The organism is Streptomyces sp. NPDC047081, from assembly GCF_040643775.1.
Lineage (GTDB): Bacteria > Actinomycetota > Actinomycetes > Streptomycetales > Streptomycetaceae > Streptomyces.
The window spans coordinates 1-17,634 of sequence record NZ_JBEYUY010000024.1; the positions used below are offsets into that span (position 1 = coordinate 1).

Here is a 17,634-nt window from a genome sequence, read left to right on the forward strand (position 1 = left end):
CCGCGCGGGGGGGGGGGGGGGGCGGGCGGGGGGGGGGGGGGGGGGGGGGGGGCCCCCCCCCGCCCCCCCCCCCCCCCGCGCTCCCTCCACTTCCGCACGAGCTGCTTGCCCCGCCCGCGCGCGGCGACGTCACAGACGGCCGCCGCGAGGAGCGGGGCGGTGCGCCGCCGGGCCAGCAGCAGCCGCTGGTTGACGACGGGTTCGGGCCGCCAGTGGTGCTTGTACGGCTCGTTGCCGCGCAGCAGGCTCAGCGTGCCGCGCGCGTGCCGGGCGCAGGCGTCAAGCAGCATCACCGCCACGTCCGCCTTGCGTTCGCGCAGGCACGGATGGGCGCCGTACAGATAGCCGCCCGCCAGCCGCCGCGACAGCAGGGTCAGGTCGACGGCCACCACGTCCTCGTCGAGCCGGAACTCGGTGACCACCGCGTCCCCGGCGCGAACCATCGGCCCGACCGCCCGCACCAGATGCTCGCCGAACCGCTCCCGCAGATGCTCGGACGTCACCTTCCGCCCCTGCCACTGCAGCTGATGCAGCTCCAGCAGCCGGCGCAGCGCCTTGTCCACCTCGTCCGGCCCGACCACATGCCGCTCGACGCCGAGCGCGGACAGCTTGCGCAGCTTGGCCCGCACCCGCTGGGCCTTCGCGGACGGCAGCCGGGCGAGCAGTTCGTCCATCGGTACGGCGGGCAGCTCCAGGCACAGCGAGCCGGGTACCCGGCGCCGCGGCCCGCGCCAGCGGTCGTAGACCCGCTCGGCTGCCCCGCCGGGCCGCACCTCGCGCAGGTCGACCAGGGCCGTGCGGGCCAGCGCGGCGAGCCCGTCGGTGAGCGCGGCGACGGCCGGCTCCCCGTGCTCGTCGTCCAGCAGGACGTCCCCGTAGTCGGAGATCGCCCCGCCCAGCGGCACGAGCGCGGGCACCGGACGCCGTACGAGCATCAGCGGCGCGGCGCCGACGAGTTCACCGCCGTCGCGCACCAGGAGCAGCCGCAGCCGGCCCGGTCTGCCGTACGACAGCCACCAGGAGTGCAGCCAGGCGTGGCTCTGGAACGGGGTCGCGGCACCGCAACTCCCTTGCAGCCGCGCCCAGTCGGGGGCGAGCCCGGCGAAGGCGGTCTCGTCGGTGACGAGTTCGGTCGTGTACGTCACAGCTGGCCGTGCGCCTCGGCGGCGACGGCCGGACCCGGCACCGCGGCCGGCCGCGCGGACGCTTCCGCCGTACGCCGGGGCCGGACCAGCAGCACCAGCCCGCCGAGCAGCCCGCCCGCGCTCGCGCCGACCAGTCCGGTCACCGCCGGGGGGGCCGAGGAGGGGCCGGTCGGCTTGGTGGCGCGGGCGAACTGCTGGAGCTCGACGTGGGTGTCGTCCTTGGTGTCGTTCGCGTGCCGGGTCAGCGCGCGGGAGACGGCGTTGGCCATGTCGGCGGCCAGGTCGGGGCGGGAGGAGGTGGCGGTGATCGCGACCATCGGGGCGTCCGGCGAGGTCGCCGTCTGCACGCTCGACTGCAGCGTCTTCACCGGCACGCCCGCCCACACCTGCGCGTCCCCGAGCACCGCGAGCTGCGTGGCGACCCGGCCGTAGGCCTGCGCGAAGCCGAGCGCGGACGCCGGGTCGGACTTCTCGGTCGGTACGGCGACGACGTAGCTGGTGGCCGTGTAGGTGGCCGGCTTCGCGAGGCCGTAGCCGCCGCCGAGCAGGCCGCCGGCGAGGACGCCGGCCGCGATCAGGGTCCAGGCGGGCAGGGCCCGGGCGCGGGTGAGGGCGGCCGGGCGGTGTGGTGCGGTGGGGTTCTCGGTCATGAGGAACTGGCTCCCTGGAGAGAGGGGGACGAGGAAGGGGACACCGCGGCCGTGTACACGCCCAGGAGCTGGGCGGCGCTGCGGGTGATGCAGTAGTGGCGGGCCGCGTCGGGGGCGGTCCGCGGGCCCGGCTCGCGGGCGCGGGACGCGGCGATGGCGGCGGCGAACTCGGCCGCCCCGCCGGTGACTTGGCGGGCGGACCGGGCGGCGTGCGCGGGCAGGTCCTCGATCGCCGGGCAGGAGGCGTAGAGCACGGGCAGTCCGGCGGCCAGCGCCTCGACGATCGCCAGGCCGAAGGCCTCCTCGGGGGAGGGCGAGGCCAGCAGGTCCATCGCGGCGGCGAGCGAGGGCAGGTCGGGGCCGGGGGTGCCGTCCGGGACGTAGGGGCGCTCGCCCGCGAAGAGCACCCGGTCGGCGACGCCGGCCTCGTGCGCGGTGCGGCGCAGGACGTTCTCCTCGGGGCCGCCGCCGACCAGCAACAGCCAGTGGTCGTCCGGAAGTTGGGCGAGAGCGTGGATGAGGACGTCGAAGCGCTTGCCGGGGGTCAGGCGGCCGATGCCGCCGATGACGTACGCGCCCTCGGGCAGTCCGAGGCGGCGGCGGGTGGTGTGGCGGCGGACCGGGTCGAAGCCGAAGCGGGTCAGGTCGATGCCGTTCGGGACGACCTCGATCCGGGGCGCCGGCACGCCCCAGCGCCTCAGCCGGTCGGCGACCGTGGGGGAGACGGCGACCGTGGAGCGGCCCAGGCGCTCGCTGGCGAGATACAGCGAGCGCACCCCGCGCGACAGCCTGCGGCCCTCCATCTGGGAGTCGCCCAGGGAGTGTTCGGTGGCGACGATCGCGCGGACGCCCGCGAGACGCGCGGCGAGACGGCCGTAGACGCAGGCGCGGTAGAGGTGGGTGTGCACGAGGTCGTAGCCGCCGGTGCGGATGAGCCGGGTCAGCCGGGGCAGCGCGGCCAGGTCGCGGTTGCCGGCCATGCCGAGGTGGGTGACGCGCACCCCGTCGGCGACCAGACCGTCGGCGACCGCGCCCGGGTTGGTGAGCGTCACGACGTCGCAGTCGACCGGCAAGTGCCTTAGCAGCAGCCGTAGTTGCTGCTCGGCGCCGCCGACGCCGAGGCCGGTGATGACGTGGAGGGCCTTCACCTCAGATCCCCTCGACGGGGCGGCGGCGCAGGCGATGCAGCCGGTGCTTCAGGAAGAGGCGCACGGCGTGGTCGTTCTGGCCGATGTGCACGCGGGGGAGGGCGTACGGGCCGCCCAGCGGGCCGGGGTCGATGGCGCAGGCGTAGGTGTAGCCGGCGTCCCTGACGACGTCCACGGCCCGCCGGTCGATCGTGCCGTACGGGTAGCAGAACCCGGCGACCTGAGCCCCCGTCAACTCTTCCAGTACAGCCCGGCTTTCGTAGACCTCGGCCTCCAGCGTGGCGTCGTCCGCCTTGGTGAGGTCGACGTGGGTGAGGCCGTGCGAGCCGATCTCGACGCCCTCGGCGGCGGCGTGCCGGATGCCGTCGGCGGTGAGCAGCGGCTTGCGCGGGCCCAGCGGGTCCCAGGAGTTGCTGCCGCCGAGGCGGCCCGGCAGTACGAAGAGGGTGGCGCCGTGGCCGTAACGACCGAGCAGCGGAAGGGCGTTGTCGACGAAGTCGGTGTACCCGTCGTCGAAGGTGAGCGCGACCAGGTCCCGCCCCTCGCCGCGGGCACGGGCGGCGAGCAGCTCGGCCATGGAGACGCCCCGCAGCCCGCGCCGCCGCAGCCAGCGCAGCTGCTTCTCCAGCCGCTCGGGCGTCACCGTGATGCGGTACGGGTCGTCGGAGCAGTCCCCCACGGAGTGGTACATCGCCACCCACGGGACGGGGCCCGGGGCGAGACGTCTGCCGGTGTCTACGGAGTCAACGGCCATGCGAGAGCCTTCGTGTGACGGTGCGTACGGAACGGAGTGCGGGTGCGAAGCCCTCGGCGCGCAGAGCCACGCCGAGCAGGACGAAGACGGTGAGGACGGTGGCCGTACCGGCCGCGAGGGCGGGCAGCGGGGACTCGGTCCGCAGGGCGGTGGCGTGCGCGGCGAACGCCCCGGCGACCGTCGCGACCACCGCGGCACGCACCGGCTTGGACAGCTCCGTCAGCACCCGGCGGGTGCGCATCGGGACGCTGTTCGGGCCCATGCCGGCCAGCAGCAGGGCGGCGGTGACGGTGATGCCAGTGGCGTTGGCGACCGCGATGCCGTCGACGCCCCAGGGGTGCACGGTCAGGGCGCCGATCCAGGAGGTCACGACGATGCCGGCGGCCATCGCGCCGACCGGGTACCAGGTGGGCCGGCCCGCCGAGAAGTACGAGCGCACGAGGACGCCGACCAGGGTCTGGCCGAGCAGTCCGAGGGCGTACACGCGCATGACGCCCGCCGTCGCCGCGGTGTCCCGCGCGGTGAACGCGCCCCGCTGGAAGAGGAGTTCGATGATCTGCGGGGCGCAGGCGATGACCGTCGCGGCGCCCAGCAGCACGACACAGGCGGCCAGCGCGAGGTCCCGCTCCACCCGGGTACGGGCAGTCTCGGTGTCGCCCTCGGCCAGTGCGCGGGCGACCACCGGGAAGGTGACGGTGCACAGCATCAGCGACAGCACCATCGGCATCTGGGCGACCTTCTGCGCGTAGTTCAGGTGCGAGATGGCGCCGGCCGGGAGGTGGGAGGCGAGGAACCGCTCGATGAGGACCTGGGACTGCCGGCACAGCGCGAAGAGGAGGACGGTGGCGACGAGCGCGAAGTCCATGGGCCGCGACCCACCGGGCTCGGACACCGCCCCGTCGGCAGGCCGCCTGCGCAACTGCCGCCAAAGCGACGGCAGTTGTACGACGACCATCAGGCACCCGCCGACCGCGACGCCGGCCGCGGCCGAGCGCACGCCCCAGCGGCCGCCGAGGACGAACATGCCCGTGATGATGCCGGTGTTGTAGGCGACGTAGATCGCGGCGGGGGCGAGGAAGCGGCGGTGGGCGCGGAGCGCGGCGCTGCAGTAGCCGGCCAGGCCGAAGCTGAGGACGCAGGTCGCGGTCAGGCGGGTGCAGTCGACGGCGAGCGCGGGGTCGGGCAGGCCGGGGGCGAGGGCCTCGACCAGCTGTGGGGCGATGCCGATGAGGAGGGCGCCGACGGCGACGAAGGCCAGCGAGAGACGCGGCAGGGTGGCGCCGACGAGGGCGCGGACGGGGTCGCCGGAGGCGCCCTGCGCACGCCGGGCGAGCGCGAGACTGAACGCCGGGATCAACGCGAAGGCCAGCCCGTCCTCGATGAGCAGCGTGGCCGCGAACTCCGGCACGGTCCAGGCCACGAGAAACGCATCGGTGTCACTCCCGGCCCCGAACAGCCGAGCCAACGCCTGATCCCGCACCAGCCCGAGCAAGGCCCCGGCGACGGACAACACGGCGGTGACGAGAGCGGCCTTGGCGAGGAAGCGACGGGAGACGGGGGCGGCGTCGGGGGCATCGGGGGTGTGTGCGGCGGCGCTGGTTGGTGGGGCGGGCTGGGTGGTGTGGGGGCCGGGGTGGGGGTTTGGTGGGGCGGCCGGGGTGTTGTCGGGGCGGGGGTGGGGGCTTGGCGGGATGGCCCGGGTGTTGTCGTGGCTGGCGTGAGGGCTCGACGGGACGACCGGGATGTCGTCGGTGCTGGAGTGGGGGCTCGACGGGATGGCCTGGGCGTTGTCGGGACCGGAGTGGGGGCTCTGCGGGATGGTCGGCATGCGCTCGGCGCCGGTGTGGGGGTCCGCCGGACCCGGCGTGCCGGCGGACGTGCCGGTGGCCGGTGCGGGCCGAGTGGCGCGGGCCGTCCGAGGCGTGCGCGGGGGCGTCACCGTCATCGTGTCGCGGCCTCCTCGGCCCCGCCGCGGGTGTGCCCGGCCGCGGTCGGCGCCCGCCCGGCCGCGCCCCGAGCCCCGGCCGGGCCGTCCGCCCCGACCAGCGCCCACCACGCCACCACCCCGAACACCACCGCCGTCAGCACCGTCGACGGCCCGCCGATGTCGGCGTACGCGAAGTCGACGAGCTGCCAGATCAGCAGCCCACAGGCGACCAACGCACAGTCCAGCCCGGCCCCCGCGCCCCGCGCACTTTCCAGCCCAGCCCTCGCACCACCCCGCTCCCGCCACAACCCCCGCACCCCGCACACCAGCAGCGCCAGCCAGCTGCCCGCCAGGGCGAGCAGGCCGATCACGCCCTGCTCGGCCAGGACCAGGAGGTACATGTTGTGTGGGGACAGCAGTGGCTGTTTGCGGAACGCCGCGCCCGCGCCCTCCGTGTCGCTGCCCGAGGACAGCGCCAGCGACGCGTGCCCGTCCCGGTATTCCGGGAAGCCCTTCAACCCCACGCCGGTCAGCGGCTGTTCGCGCCACATGCCCACCGCCGCCGCCCACATCGTGTACCGGTCCGTCACCGACTGGTCCGGCGCGTCCGTGACCTGCGTGATGCTGTCGATCCGCTCCTGCAGCATCGCCGTACCGACCCCGAATCCGCCGACCAGTACCACGCCCGCCGCGACCGCTACCGCCGCCACCTTTAGCGCCCGCCGCAGCCCGGCCAACATCAACTGCACGGCACAAGTGACGGCGGTCGCGATCCACGCCCCGCGGCTGAAGGAGAGGGCGAGGGGGAGGAGCAGGGTCAGGGCGCAGACGGCGGCAACCAGCCGGTGCCGTACCGGCGTTCGGCCCAGCGCCAGCCCCAGCGCGCACACCAGGCCGAAGGAGACGACCGTCGCCATGCCCATCACGTCCGTCGGCCCGAAGGTGCCGACCGCCCGGATCTCCTCGCCCTGGTACGAGGCGCCGGTCCCGGTGACGTACTGGTGCACGCCGATCGCGCCCTGCCAGAGAGCGAGCGCGACGAACGACCAGGCCAGCAGGCGGAAGTCGCGCCGGCCGCGGATCAGGAGGAGCACGGCCGCGGGGACCAGCACGAAGATCTGGAGGTAGCGGCCCATGCCGGTGACCCCCGCGCCCGGCGAGGACGCCCCCATCGCGGCCACCGCGAGCCCCAGCACCGGCAGGCCCAGGACGACGGCGGCCGTACGGGACAGAGGGCGCCGGCGGTCCCGTACCAGACGGATCGCGCAGTACAGCACCACCAGCGCGGACACGGCGTCGGCGGGACCCGCCCCGCTCTCCCCGGCGGGCGAGACCGGCAGGCCGAGCAGGACGAGCACGGCGAGCACCGGCAGGACCGGCGGCCACTCGCGCACCCGGGGCAGGGACAGTGCCTGGCTCATCGGCGGTCAGCTCCCCGTCGGACGCACGAGCGCGGCCGCGGTGCGCAGCAGGATGCAGATGTCCTGCCACAGCGACCAGTTGTCGATGTAGGCGTTGTCGAAGCGGGCCCGGTCCTCGATCGAGGTGTCGCCGCGCAGCCCGTGGATCTGGGCGAGCCCGGTGATGCCGGTCTGCATGCGGTGGCGGGCCGCGTAACCCGGGTGGGTCTGGCTGAACTTGCCGACGAAGTACGGGCGTTCGGGCCGCGGTCCGACCAGGCTCATGTCGCCCCAGAAGACGTTCCACAGCTGGAGCAGCTCGTCCAGCGAGGTGCGGCGCAGGAAGCGGCAGAACCACGACATGCGGTGCTCGTCGGCGACGCTCCAGCGGGTCGCCGACTCGTGCTCGTCGACCGGGCGGTGGGTGCGGAACTTCAGGAGCGTGAAGGGGCGCCCGTTCTTGCCGATGCGCTCCTGCCGGAAGACCACGCCGGGCCCGTCGGTGATCCTCAGCCACACCGCGCACACCAGCAGCACCGGGCTGACCAGCAGCAACAGGGTCCCGGAGACGGTCACGTCCAGCAGCCGCTTGCCGAGGCTGCCGCGCCGTCGCCCGTACCCCATGTCGAGCCGCCGGCAGGCGAACCCGGCGAGCTGCTCACGGGACGCGTACGACGGGGACTCCGCGTCGACCTCCCACACCGCGCACCCCGACTCGGCGAGCGCCCGCAGCAGCGGCCCCTGCCGGGTCCGTACGGACGGGTGTACGGCCAGTACGTCCCGTACGCCGTTCTGGATGAGCGCCCGCTGCACCTCCTGACCGGTCGTCAGCACGGGGAGTCCGTCGGTGCCGTCGGGGTGTGCGGCCACGATGCCGACCGGGAGCACTCCGCAGCGCGGGTGGCGCAGGACGGCGGCGGCGACGCGCTGGGCGGTCGCGGCCGGGCCGATGACCAGGGCGGTGCGGGGGCGGTCGAGCAGGGCGACGCGGCGGCGCCAGTGCACCAGGCCGCGGCCCGCGCAGCCCGCCGCCGACTGGAGCAGGAAGCCCACGACCAGGGTGTGGGCGGACAGCGCGTGGTGGGGGGCGTACGCGGCGACGAGCGTGGCCAGTGCCAGCCAGGCGACCGCGATCCGGCCGCAGACGGCGGGGAGTTCGTCGAGGACGCCCGGGGCCGGGCGCGGCTGGTGCGGGCGCAGCAGCATCGTCGCGGCGACCAGCAGGGCCAGCAGCAGCGGGCGGTGCTCGGCGCCCGCGAAGGCGACGGCGCCGAGCAGCGCGGCGACGAGGTCGGCGGCGAGCAGCGGCACCGGGGAGGCGGGCCGGGCCTGCGGGCGGCGCGCGGGGAACCGGAAACCGGCGGCGGTGCCGCGCGCGGGCATGACCGAGACGGGCGAGAATCCGGGATCCCGTGGCTGCCCACCGGGCGAGGGGACCGTACTTTCCGCAGTCACGAGTGGATGGACTCCCTGCACTCGGAGGGCACGGCGGGCGTCGCGGACGCGTCGCCGAGCAGGTCGCGGTAGACACCCGCCACTGCCTCGGCCGCGTTTCGCACGTCGTGCGTGGACAGGACGTAACGGCGCCCCAGATGACCGAGCGACTCGCGCAGCAGCGGATCGAGCAGCAACTCGGTGAGGGCGGAGGCGAGGGCGCCCGGTTCCTCGGACGGCACCAGACAACGTGACGCGTTTCCCGGCGGCAGGCTCTCGCGTGCCCCGTCCACGTCCGTCACCACCACCGGGCGGCCGCAGGCCATCGCCTCCAGCGGGGCCAGGGCCATGCCCTCCCAGCGGGAGGGGAGGACCACCAGGTCGGCGGCCTGGTACCAGGGGGCCGCGTCGGGGACCGGGCCGGCGAAGACCACCGACTCCGGGGCGCGGGAGCGCAGTTCGGGCAGGTCGGGGCCGTCGCCGACCAGCACCAGCCGGGCGTCCGGCACCTTGTCGTGCACGGCGTACCAGGCGTCCAGCAGGACGTCCTGCCCCTTCTGCCGGCACAGCCGCCCCACGCACACCACGAGCGGCGCCGCGGGATCGACGTCCGGGAGGAGAGTCGCCCGTACGGTGTCCACCGCGGCCGGGTGGAAGCGCTCGGGGTCGATGCCGTTCGGCACCACCGCCCACCGCCCGGCGATCCCGGCGCGCACGCCGGTCGCGCGCTCCGCCTCGCTCACACACACCACCCGGGAGGCCCAACGCGCCCCCCACCGCTCCCACTTCAGCGCCAGTGCCGCCATGCGCCCGTCGACCGCCTCGAACGACCAGGCGTGCGGCTGGAACACCGTGGGGACGCGCCCCCGGATCGCCAGCCGCCCGGCGAGCCCCGCCTTCGCGCTGTGCGCGTGCACCAGATCGGGCCGCACCTCGTCGACCACACGGGCGAGCCGGAGTACCTCTCGAACGAGTGTCGGACCCGGCGAGCGGGCCGCTCGCCAGTGCCGTACGTCGGCCCCCAGCGACCGCAGTCCGGCCGCGAGTCGGCTCTCCGGACAGGCCACCGTGACGTGCAGGCCGGCCGCGAGCTGGGCCCGCGCCAGGTCCGTCACGACACGGGCGACCCCGCCGTCCACCGGCTGGGTGACGTGCAGGACCCGGGGCCGGGGGCCGGGTGGTGACTGGTGCATTGCGCGGTTTCCTCGCTCACGGGTGACGCTCGGGACTGCCGGCGGGAACGCGCCTCACTGCTGTGCGTCGACGGCGACGAAGAGCGCCCCGGCCCACGCCGCGTCCCGCTGGGAAACGAGCCGGACGGCCAGCTGGTCACCACCCCGTCCCAGAGCCCCGCCCAGATCGAACACATCGGAGTCGTAGCCGAGCGTGTTCGAGTACGACGGCTCACGGCGCGCCGGAGCGGCGCCGGGCTCGGTGATCGTGGAATTCAGCACGTCGGCACGGGGGTTGGCGGAGTCGGACAGCGCGGTCGCCGCCCGGCCGCCGGCCGACACGGTGAGCGAGTCGCCGCCGCGGCCGCGGTCGCCGTCGTAGGCCACCAGGCCCACCCGGCCGCCGGCGCCCTTCGGGAGGCGCACTCCGCGCAGCCGCAGCTCCTGGCCGGAGTTCAGGGTGTCGAAGCCGTCCCAGAGGGCCAGCCGGCGCAGGGGCTCGGCGGGGTCCTCGTACGCCACCACCAGCGTCCAGCCGCCCCACGCCCCGGCGGCCGACTTGCCCATCGCCACGTTGACCTGTGCCACCGTGTACAGCCCCGAACGGCTCGCCCGCACCAACCCGGTGACGTCCGCCGAGGCCTGGAAGGCGTCCGCGCCCTGCGCCACCCGGTGGCCGACCAGCGAGTCCGCGAGCAGCTCCTTGTACTCGCCGCCGGGCTCCGCGATCAGCACCCGCCCGTCGTCCTTCGGCGGCTTCTGCTCACCCACCCGGAGGTTCCCGCCCCAGTACAGGCGCGCGTACGTCACCTGCGCGCCCTCGGGGAGCCGGAGTTCGGCGCGGGAGGAGTTGTAGGTGTTGGGGTCGCGGTCGACGTCGACGTAGAACATGTCGAAGTCCCCGTTGGCCGCGGACGCGCCCTCGCGGGCGGAGAGGCAGGAGGGTGCGGCCGTCCGGGTGGAGCTCGTACGGCAGCTGATCGCCGAGTTGGCCGCGCGGGCGAACCCGCCGTGCTGCAGCGCGTGATAGCGCTCGGCGAACGGCAGGCGCTCCGCCTCGGGGGAGGGGGCGGCCGGGGCGGCCGCACAGACCGGAGCGCACAGCACTCCCAGGGCCAGCACGCCCACCGTCGCACCGCGCAACAGGGGACCCAGGGAAATGCGCATGACCGGCCTTGCCCTTTCAGAGGTAATTCATGAATGCGATTGGCTGGCTATAGGGGTGGGTCGGGAGGTGCGCAACTCTAGTCGCTATCCGTATTAATCAGTGGAAATCGGGCAAGTGTGTCGGAATGGTGAAGCTCGGCATGTCGCGGGATCACCCCATTGGCGGCACAACCCGCGAGGGCGTCACGCGTTGACACAGCGCCGGGCGTCCGCCCGGATGTTTGTGTCAACCCCAAGGAGCACCTCTCCATGTCGCGTATCGCGAAGGGCCTGGTCCTTACCTCCGCTGCCGTCGTGGCCGTCGCCGGCGGTGCCGGTATCGCCTCTGCCGACGCCGACGCGCACGGCGCTGCCGCCCACTCCCCGGGCGTGCTGTCGGGCAACGTCGTCCAGGTTCCGGTCCACGTGCCGGTCAACGTCTGCGGCAACACCGTCAACGTGATCGGTCTGCTGAACCCCGCGTTCGGCAACGAGTGCGCCAACGACTGACGTCGTCCGACGCGGACGCCTCGGCGCGCAACCCCTTTGCCGGCCGCCCTCCCGTGGGTTCCTTCCACGGGAGGGCGGCCGGTCGGCGTTGCCCCGAATGGTGGTCGCTCGGTTGCAGGGCGCGGTGCGCGCTTTCACGGTGGGCTCAAGGTCCCCAAGCACCACCGAAAGGAACACCCATGCGTGCTCTGCCCGCACGGCGTATCGCGTCCTCCGCTCTCTGCGCCACCCTCCTCGTCGGGATCACCGCACCGGCCGCCGTCGCGGTCGACCGCGCCTCGGTCTCGGAGCAGCGCGCCAAGGCCGCGGCGCCCGTCCCCGGCGCGGACGCGCTCCTCGCCCAGGTGAAGGGCCTGGGCGACCTCGGCACCGTCCTCACCCCGGTCACCGACCTGCTCAACGCCGTGCTCAAGGCGGACAACGGCCAGCTCCCGGCCGCCGACGCCGCCTCGCTCGGCAAGGCCGTCACCGACGCCATCGCCAAGGTCACCGCCGCGGCCCCGGCGACCCCCGCGACTCCGGCCACCCCCGCCACTCCCGCGGCCCCGGCGACTCCCGCCCTGCCGAGCACCCCCGCGCTGCCCAGCACCCCTGCCCTGCCCACGCTGCCGTCCCTCACCCGCAGCGGTGACGACGCCAAGGCGCCGGCCGCCGACCTCAAGGCCGATGCGCTGGCCGCACTGCAGAAGGCCGTCGACACGCTGCTGAAGGCGGTCACCTCCGGCGACGTCAGCCAGGTCGTCCCGGCCGTCACCGGCGTGCTGACCGGCCTGGTCAACGTCCTCGCCGCGACCCTCCTCGGCGGCGGCCTGCCCGCCCCGAGCCTGGCCGGCCTGCCCGCCCTGCCGAGCCTGCCGGTGCCGGCCCCCTCGCTCCCGGTGCCGCTGCCGACCGGGTGACGTGACAACGGAATGCCGTACGGCCGTCGGGTCGATCCTTTCCGGGTCGGCCCGGCGGCCTTTGTCTTTGGCTCCTCATCGGGCCTTTCATATGAGGATGGGAAACGCCGATTAGACACACCGTTCATTCGGGTGGGCCGCAGAAAATTTCTGCGCACCGGGGTTTCCGCTCCGTCGGTGAATCGTTGGGCACGTCGTCAGAATTCGCTGTGGTGACTTGAGTTGCCGAAGAAAGGAACGCGATGAAGTCCCTGAAGGCTGCCGCCGTCGTGGCCGGTACCGTTGCCCTCGCCGGCGCCGCCGCGCCCGCGTTCGCGTACAACGCCTCCGACGTGACGCCCACCAGCCTCAACGGCGCCGTCAACACGCTCACCAGTGGGCACCTGGACCCGGTCGACAGCGCCATGCCGCTGCAGCACCAGTCGAACGCGCTCGACACCGAGAACAAGGACTCCCTGCTCAGCACCGTCAAGGGCGCGACCGCCGCGCTGAACAACAGCGGCGGGCTGCTCGGCGGGCTTCCGCTGCAGCACTGAACTCCCGCCTCGCGCGGGGCTCGTACGGGGCCGATTCCATACGCCGGGAATCGGCCCTCGGTGTTGTTCGACGCGCGTCCCTCGTTCGTGTGGACAGGGCGGGGGCTGTCGCCCGGTCGGGTGAGAACGCGGCCGGCCGCCTTCCGGGGCGTCGATAAGGTCGCGCGGTGACCTCAACCTCAAGCGAAACCCGCCCCTTCAACGCCGCCGACCTGGGCACTCTCGTCGTGATGGCGTGGAGTGGCGAGGCGCCCGACGGCGACATGCCCTACCTCCTCGCCTACCCCCTCGGTGACGCCCCCGACGGCCCCGAGGCCGCGACGGCCGCCGTCACCGCGCTGCTCAGGAGCAGCGGCCTGCCCATCGGCGGCGAACTCGTCGACGCCGCAACCAGGCCGAGCCTGCCGGTGAGCATGCTCGTCGAGGCCGGCCAGGCCGTCGTCACCCTGCCGGGCTGCAACGCCCAGTGCACCCCGCCGCCGGAGTGGCTCGCCGCCGTCGGCGAACGCGGTTACGCCTACCTGGTGTTCACCACCCGCCCCTGGCCCGAGGCCGAGCCGGGCAAGCCCGTCGACCCGGACGAGTTCGCCGCCTTCGCGGGCGCCGAGGAGACCCTCACCGCCGCCGCGCACGTCGTCCTGCCCGCGCGGAAACTGCGCGGCTGACGGCCGTGTCCGCGGGAGCGCGCACGGGGGAGGGGCCGCGGACCGGGGGCGCCGGTGCCGGGTTCGCCCTGCTGCTGGTGGTCACGGGTGCGGCCGGGCTGCTGGCCTCCTGGGTCATCACCCTCGACAAGTTCAAGCTGCTCGAGGACCCGGACTTCACCCCCGGTTGCAGCCTCAACCCCGTCGTCTCCTGCGGCAGCGTGATGAAGAGCGACCAGGCCTCGGCCTTCGGGTTCCCCAACCCGATGCTGGGCCTGGCCGCCTACGCCGTCGTGATCTGCGTCGGCGTGAGCCTGCTGGCCGGCGCCGCGTTCCCCGGCTGGTACTGGCTGGTCTTCGACGCCGGGTGCCTGTTCGGGGTCGGGTTCGTGTCCTGGCTCCAGTTCCAGTCGCTGTACCGGATCAACGCGCTGTGTCTGTGGTGCTGCCTCGCGTGGGTCGCCACGATCCTCCTGTTCTGGTACGTGACCTCGTATGCCGTACGGCGTCAATTCCTGCCCGCGCCGGGCTGGTTGAGGGAATTCCTCGGTGAATTCACCTGGGTGCTCCCGCTGTTGCACATCGGTGTCGTCGGGATGCTGGTCCTGACCCGTTGGTGGGACTTCTGGACAAGCTGACAACTGCTGCACCCGGGGGAATCTTGAACTGAAGGCGTCGGCAGCCTCGTTACTCGGTACGCACGCAGAGCCCGCCGAATCGCGAAAGGGACCGTACCCCTGATGAAGTCGACCACCCGAGGAACCATCGCCGCCGTCATCACGGGCGTCGCGGCCGCCATGGGCGCCGCCGCGACCCCCGCCGCCGCGGTCGGCACGGTGCCCGTCCCCGTGCCGCTGGAGGGCGCCGAGCAGTCCCTCGGCATGGAACTGCCCAAGCTCGGCGGCGAGATCCCGCTGCCGACCCCGGGCAAGCCCGACGGACCCCGGTACGTCGAGGGCCGCCTCATCCCGGAGCACGTCCTGCCGCAGCTGCCGGTCACCGGCGGGCTGCCCGGCGCGGGCCTGCGCGCGCCCCTGCCGCACGTCCTCGGCGACCAGTTCGACCACGTCGGGGTCGCCACCCCCGCCTCCGACCTGCGCACCCTCGCCCCCGGCCTCAACCTGGACGCGCCCCTGAGCCCGCCCAACCCCGCCACCGGCCTCCCCGAGCCGAAGCTCCCCGAGGTGGGCGTCCTCGCGCCGGTCCTCCAGACGGTCCCGGGAGCCAACCTGGGTCTGGGCCCCGGCCTGTAGGCGTCGTATCGCACAAAGCACCTGGCGGGTCCGGGCCGTACGACGGTCCGGGCCCGCTTTCCCGTCCCTGGTCCGGCCCCTCTTGGCCGACCGACGGTGACCGTGCGGGCCCGTGGCCGGTTAGCGCTGCTGAGGATCGAACCGAAGCGCACGAGGAGCTAGCCATGGTTGTCAGCGCAGGCGGAGTGCCGGTGGGTGCGGAGCACGAGCCGACGAGACCGGGGACGCGACGGGACGTGCTGCGCGGGCTGCTCGCCCCCGCCGTCGTGGTGGCCCTGGCCCCGGTGGTCGCCGCCTCCCGGCCCCCGCGCAGCGAGCCGAGCCCCGGCGAGGAGGTCGCGTTCGACGAGACGTACCACGGCCGCCGTATCCAGGGGTTCAAGACGTTGGCCACCGACGACGGACACGTCTTCGACGGCGAGCAGTGGCAGGTCACCGTGGACGGGCGCCCGCTGCACCTCATGCGCCGCGCCGACGGCACCTGGCTGAGCATGGTCGACCACTACCGCTCGTATCCCACGCCCCTGGAGGCGGCACGCGCGGCCGTCGACGAGATGGGGCCGAGGGAGCAGCTGCGCGACATGGCGCCGGGGCCGATGAGCGGCGAGCGGATGGACATGGGGGGACACATCCACATGGGGGGCGACCATGGCGTACACGCGTAAGGACGTCAGCGCGCTGACGAGCGCCGAGAAGCGGCGGTTCGTGAAGGCGATGCTGGAGGTCAAACGGCGGGGGCAGTACGACGAGTTCGTGCGGATGCACATCGAGTACTACACGGCGGACGGCGAGGACGGACTGCGTACGGCGCACATGGCGCCCTCCTTCCTGCCCTGGCACCGGCGCTTCCTGCTGGAGCTGGAGAAGGCGCTGCGCCGGGTCGACTCGTCGGTGACCGTGCCGTACTGGGACTGGACCCGGGAGCGTTCGAGGACGGCCGTGCCCTGGACCAAGGATCTGCTCGGCGGCAACGGGAGGTCCTCGGACCACCAGGTGACGACCGGGCCGTTCGCCTACGCGCAGGGCAACTGGACCATCAAGGAGGGCGTCACCGACGGGGAGTTCCTCACCCGGGACCTCGGGCGCGCCCGCGACCCGATCGCGCTGCCGACGAAGGCCGAGCTGGAGTCGGCGCTCGCCGAGCCGGTCTACGACGCCTGGCCCTGGGACTCCACGGTCACCAAGGGGTTCCGCAACCGGCTGGAGGGGTGGGGGACCGGTCGGGGCAGCGCCGCCTGGCGCAACCACAACCGCGTCCACCGCTGGGTCGGCGGCGCCATGCTCGGCGGCGCCTCGGTCAACGACCCGGTGTTCTGGCTGCACCACGCCTTCATCGACCTGCAGTGGTACCGCTGGCAGCGCCGGCACCGCGGCGCCCGCTACCTGCCGGCCGGCCCGCCGGGCCCCGGCGACGAGCAGCACGAGCGGATCGTCGCCCGGCACCAGAAGATGCCGCCGTGGGACGTGACACCGGACTCGCTGGAGGACGTGAGCCGGATCTACCGGTACGCCTGAACCTGCCGGTACGGGAAGAGCCCCGGCGCTCGAGGTGCCGGGGCTCTTTCGCGGGGTGGGGTGGCGTCAGCCGCCGTACCCGTAGCCACCGTGCTTGTCGTGGTGGTCGCTGACGTTGGCGCAGTGGTTGCCGAACGCCGGGTTCAGCAGGCCGATCACGCTGACGGTGTTCCCGCAGACGTTGACGGGGATGTGGATCGGGACCTGGACGACGTTGCCCGACAGCACGCCGGGCGAGCCGACGGCCTCGCCCTGGGCGCCCGCGTCCGCCATGGCCAGGCCGGTGCCGCTGACGATCACGGCGCCGGTGCCGAGCGCGACGGCGGCCACCTTCGCGATGCGAGACATCACGTTCTCCTTATTGACTCGGGGAGTGCGCCGGCACCACTCGCCGCCGCACTCCCCCTTCAACGCGCCGCCTGACGGAGGGTCACGCCGTTCATCGGTGCATCACCCTTTTTGAAGCCCCCATGACCATCTGGTCGGGTCAGCCGAGCCGCCGTACGGGTGTTCCGTCGAGGAACGCGCGGATGTCCTCCACCGCCTGTCCGTAGTACGTCTCGTAGTTCGCCCGCGAGACATAGCCCAGGTGGGGCGTGGCGAGCAGCCGGGGCGCGGTGCGCATCGGATGGCCGGCGGGGAGGGGCTCGACGTCGAACACGTCCACGGCCGCGCCGGCGATACGGCCCTCGTGCAGGGCGGCGAGCAGGGCGTCCTGGTCGACGATCGCGGCGCGCGAGGTGTTGACGAGGTGGGCGGTGGGCTTGAGGAGGGCGAGCTCGGCGGGCCCGAGCAGGCCGCGGGTGCGGTCGCTGAGCGCCAGGTGGATCGAGACGAAGTCGCTGTCCGCCAGCAACTCCTCCTTGGAGGCGGCGAGTTGGACGCCCACCTCGTCGGCGTACTCCTTCGTCAGGTGCCGGCTCCAGGCGCTGACGTGCATGCCGAAGGCGAGGCCGACGTGCGCCACCCGGCTGCCGATCTTTCCGAGGCCGAGGATGCCGAGGCGCCGTCCGTGCAGATCGGCGCCGACCGTCTGCTGCCAGGGGCCGCCGGAGCGCAGGGCGTTGTTCTCGGCGACCAGGCCGCGGGCGAGGCCCAGGATCAGCGCCCAGGTCAGCTCGACGGGCGGGGTCGAGGTGCTCGCCGTACCGCACACGGTGACGCCGTGCGCCTCGGCGGCGGCGTAGTCGATGACGGTGTTGCGCATGCCGGAGGCGACGAGGAGCTTCAGGCGGGGCAGGCGGGCGAACAGGGAGGCCGGGAAGGGGACGCGCTCGCGCAGGGTCACCACGATGTCGAAGTCGGCGAGGGCGGCGGCCAGTTCGTCCTCGGTGCCGAAGTGCTCCGCGAAGGAGACGGTCTCCACCTCGTCGGCCACGGGCGACCAGTCGGCGACCTCCGTCGCCACCTGCTGGAAGTCGTCGAGCACAGCACAGCGCAGCCGCACGGCGGGTCCCTTCGTCTCGTCTTGTCTCGTCGAGGAGTGTCGGTGCAGATCATC

The 17,634-nt window shown here is 73.7% G+C and carries 19 protein-coding genes; 8 read left to right on the top strand and 11 right to left on the bottom strand.

The window, feature by feature from the left end:
• The 9 genes from ABZ848_RS35035 to ABZ848_RS35075 form a co-directional block, all read right to left on the bottom strand.
• On the bottom strand, positions 1 to 1,145 hold a 1,145-nt coding region (locus ABZ848_RS35035), incomplete at its 3' end, for a GNAT family N-acetyltransferase (RefSeq protein WP_360838489.1).
• Positions 1,142 to 1,795, bottom strand: coding sequence for a lipopolysaccharide biosynthesis protein (locus ABZ848_RS35040; RefSeq protein WP_360838491.1), 654 nt, complete (start codon positions 1,793 to 1,795; stop codon positions 1,142 to 1,144). The genes ABZ848_RS35040 and ABZ848_RS35035, both read right to left, overlap by 4 nt.
• Positions 1,792 to 2,943, bottom strand: a complete 1,152-nt coding sequence (locus ABZ848_RS35045) for a glycosyltransferase (protein ID WP_360838492.1) — start codon at positions 2,941 to 2,943, stop codon at positions 1,792 to 1,794. The genes ABZ848_RS35040 and ABZ848_RS35045 overlap by 4 nt, the downstream gene beginning before the upstream one ends.
• Position 2,944: 1 nt before the next feature.
• Positions 2,945 to 3,697, bottom strand: a complete 753-nt coding sequence (locus tag ABZ848_RS35050; protein WP_360838493.1) for a polysaccharide deacetylase family protein — start codon at positions 3,695 to 3,697, stop codon at positions 2,945 to 2,947.
• Positions 3,687 to 5,642 carry a lipid II flippase MurJ gene (locus tag ABZ848_RS35055; RefSeq protein ID WP_360838495.1) on the bottom strand — a complete coding sequence of 652 codons (1,956 nt, stop codon included), beginning with the start codon at positions 5,640 to 5,642 and terminating at the stop codon, positions 3,687 to 3,689. Before ABZ848_RS35055 ends, ABZ848_RS35050 begins: the two co-directional genes overlap by 11 nt.
• The gene (locus tag ABZ848_RS35060) at positions 5,639 to 7,045 is read right to left on the bottom strand and encodes an O-antigen ligase family protein (RefSeq protein ID WP_360838496.1); all 1,407 of its coding nucleotides are present in this window, start codon (positions 7,043 to 7,045) and stop codon (positions 5,639 to 5,641) included. The genes ABZ848_RS35055 and ABZ848_RS35060 overlap by 4 nt, the downstream gene beginning before the upstream one ends.
• A gap of 6 nt (positions 7,046 to 7,051) precedes the next feature.
• On the bottom strand, positions 7,052 to 8,479 hold the full coding sequence (locus ABZ848_RS35065; RefSeq protein ID WP_360838497.1) for an exopolysaccharide biosynthesis polyprenyl glycosylphosphotransferase: 1,428 nt from the start codon (positions 8,477 to 8,479) through the stop codon (positions 7,052 to 7,054).
• Positions 8,476 to 9,651 carry a glycosyltransferase gene (locus tag ABZ848_RS35070; RefSeq protein ID WP_360838499.1) on the bottom strand — a complete coding sequence of 392 codons (1,176 nt, stop codon included), beginning with the start codon at positions 9,649 to 9,651 and terminating at the stop codon, positions 8,476 to 8,478. Before ABZ848_RS35070 ends, ABZ848_RS35065 begins: the two co-directional genes overlap by 4 nt.
• A gap of 54 nt (positions 9,652 to 9,705) precedes the next feature.
• On the bottom strand, positions 9,706 to 10,797 hold the full coding sequence (locus ABZ848_RS35075) for a DUF3344 domain-containing protein (protein ID WP_360838501.1): 1,092 nt from the start codon (positions 10,795 to 10,797) through the stop codon (positions 9,706 to 9,708).
• Between the two features lie 249 nt (positions 10,798 to 11,046).
• On the opposite strand from ABZ848_RS35075, the gene ABZ848_RS35080 reads away from it, so the two are divergent.
• From ABZ848_RS35080 to ABZ848_RS35115, 8 genes are all read left to right on the top strand, one after another.
• Positions 11,047 to 11,286 (top strand): chaplin, encoded by a 240-nt coding sequence (locus ABZ848_RS35080; RefSeq protein ID WP_242758926.1) that lies wholly within the window; start codon positions 11,047 to 11,049, stop codon positions 11,284 to 11,286.
• Positions 11,287 to 11,465: 179 nt separating this feature from the next.
• On the top strand, positions 11,466 to 12,185 hold the full coding sequence (locus ABZ848_RS35085; protein ID WP_360838503.1) for a hypothetical protein: 720 nt from the start codon (positions 11,466 to 11,468) through the stop codon (positions 12,183 to 12,185).
• Between the two features lie 242 nt (positions 12,186 to 12,427).
• Positions 12,428 to 12,721 (top strand): hypothetical protein, encoded by a 294-nt coding sequence (locus ABZ848_RS35090; RefSeq protein ID WP_360838505.1) that lies wholly within the window; start codon positions 12,428 to 12,430, stop codon positions 12,719 to 12,721.
• A 167-nt stretch (positions 12,722 to 12,888) separates the two neighbouring features.
• A complete protein-coding gene (locus ABZ848_RS35095; RefSeq protein WP_360838507.1) occupies positions 12,889 to 13,386 on the top strand; it encodes a DUF5949 family protein in 498 nt (165 codons plus the stop codon).
• 5 nt (positions 13,387 to 13,391) lie between these two features.
• On the top strand, positions 13,392 to 14,003 hold the full coding sequence (locus ABZ848_RS35100; protein ID WP_360838509.1) for a vitamin K epoxide reductase family protein: 612 nt from the start codon (positions 13,392 to 13,394) through the stop codon (positions 14,001 to 14,003).
• A 102-nt stretch (positions 14,004 to 14,105) separates the two neighbouring features.
• Positions 14,106 to 14,618, top strand: coding sequence for a hypothetical protein (locus tag ABZ848_RS35105; protein WP_360838511.1), 513 nt, complete (start codon positions 14,106 to 14,108; stop codon positions 14,616 to 14,618).
• A 164-nt stretch (positions 14,619 to 14,782) separates the two neighbouring features.
• Positions 14,783 to 15,283 carry a tyrosinase cofactor gene (locus ABZ848_RS35110; RefSeq protein ID WP_360838513.1) on the top strand — a complete coding sequence of 167 codons (501 nt, stop codon included), beginning with the start codon at positions 14,783 to 14,785 and terminating at the stop codon, positions 15,281 to 15,283.
• Positions 15,267 to 16,133: a tyrosinase family protein gene (locus ABZ848_RS35115; RefSeq protein WP_360838515.1), complete on the top strand. Its 867-nt coding sequence runs from the start codon at positions 15,267 to 15,269 to the stop codon at positions 16,131 to 16,133. Before ABZ848_RS35110 ends, ABZ848_RS35115 begins: the two co-directional genes overlap by 17 nt.
• 66 nt (positions 16,134 to 16,199) lie before the next feature.
• On the opposite strand, the gene ABZ848_RS35120 is transcribed toward ABZ848_RS35115, so the two are convergent.
• Positions 16,200 to 16,481 (bottom strand): chaplin, encoded by a 282-nt coding sequence (locus tag ABZ848_RS35120; protein WP_360838517.1) that lies wholly within the window; start codon positions 16,479 to 16,481, stop codon positions 16,200 to 16,202.
• Between the two features lie 139 nt (positions 16,482 to 16,620).
• The gene (locus tag ABZ848_RS35125; protein WP_360838519.1) at positions 16,621 to 17,580 is read right to left on the bottom strand and encodes a D-2-hydroxyacid dehydrogenase family protein; all 960 of its coding nucleotides are present in this window, start codon (positions 17,578 to 17,580) and stop codon (positions 16,621 to 16,623) included.
• Positions 17,581 to 17,634 lie beyond the last annotated feature (54 nt).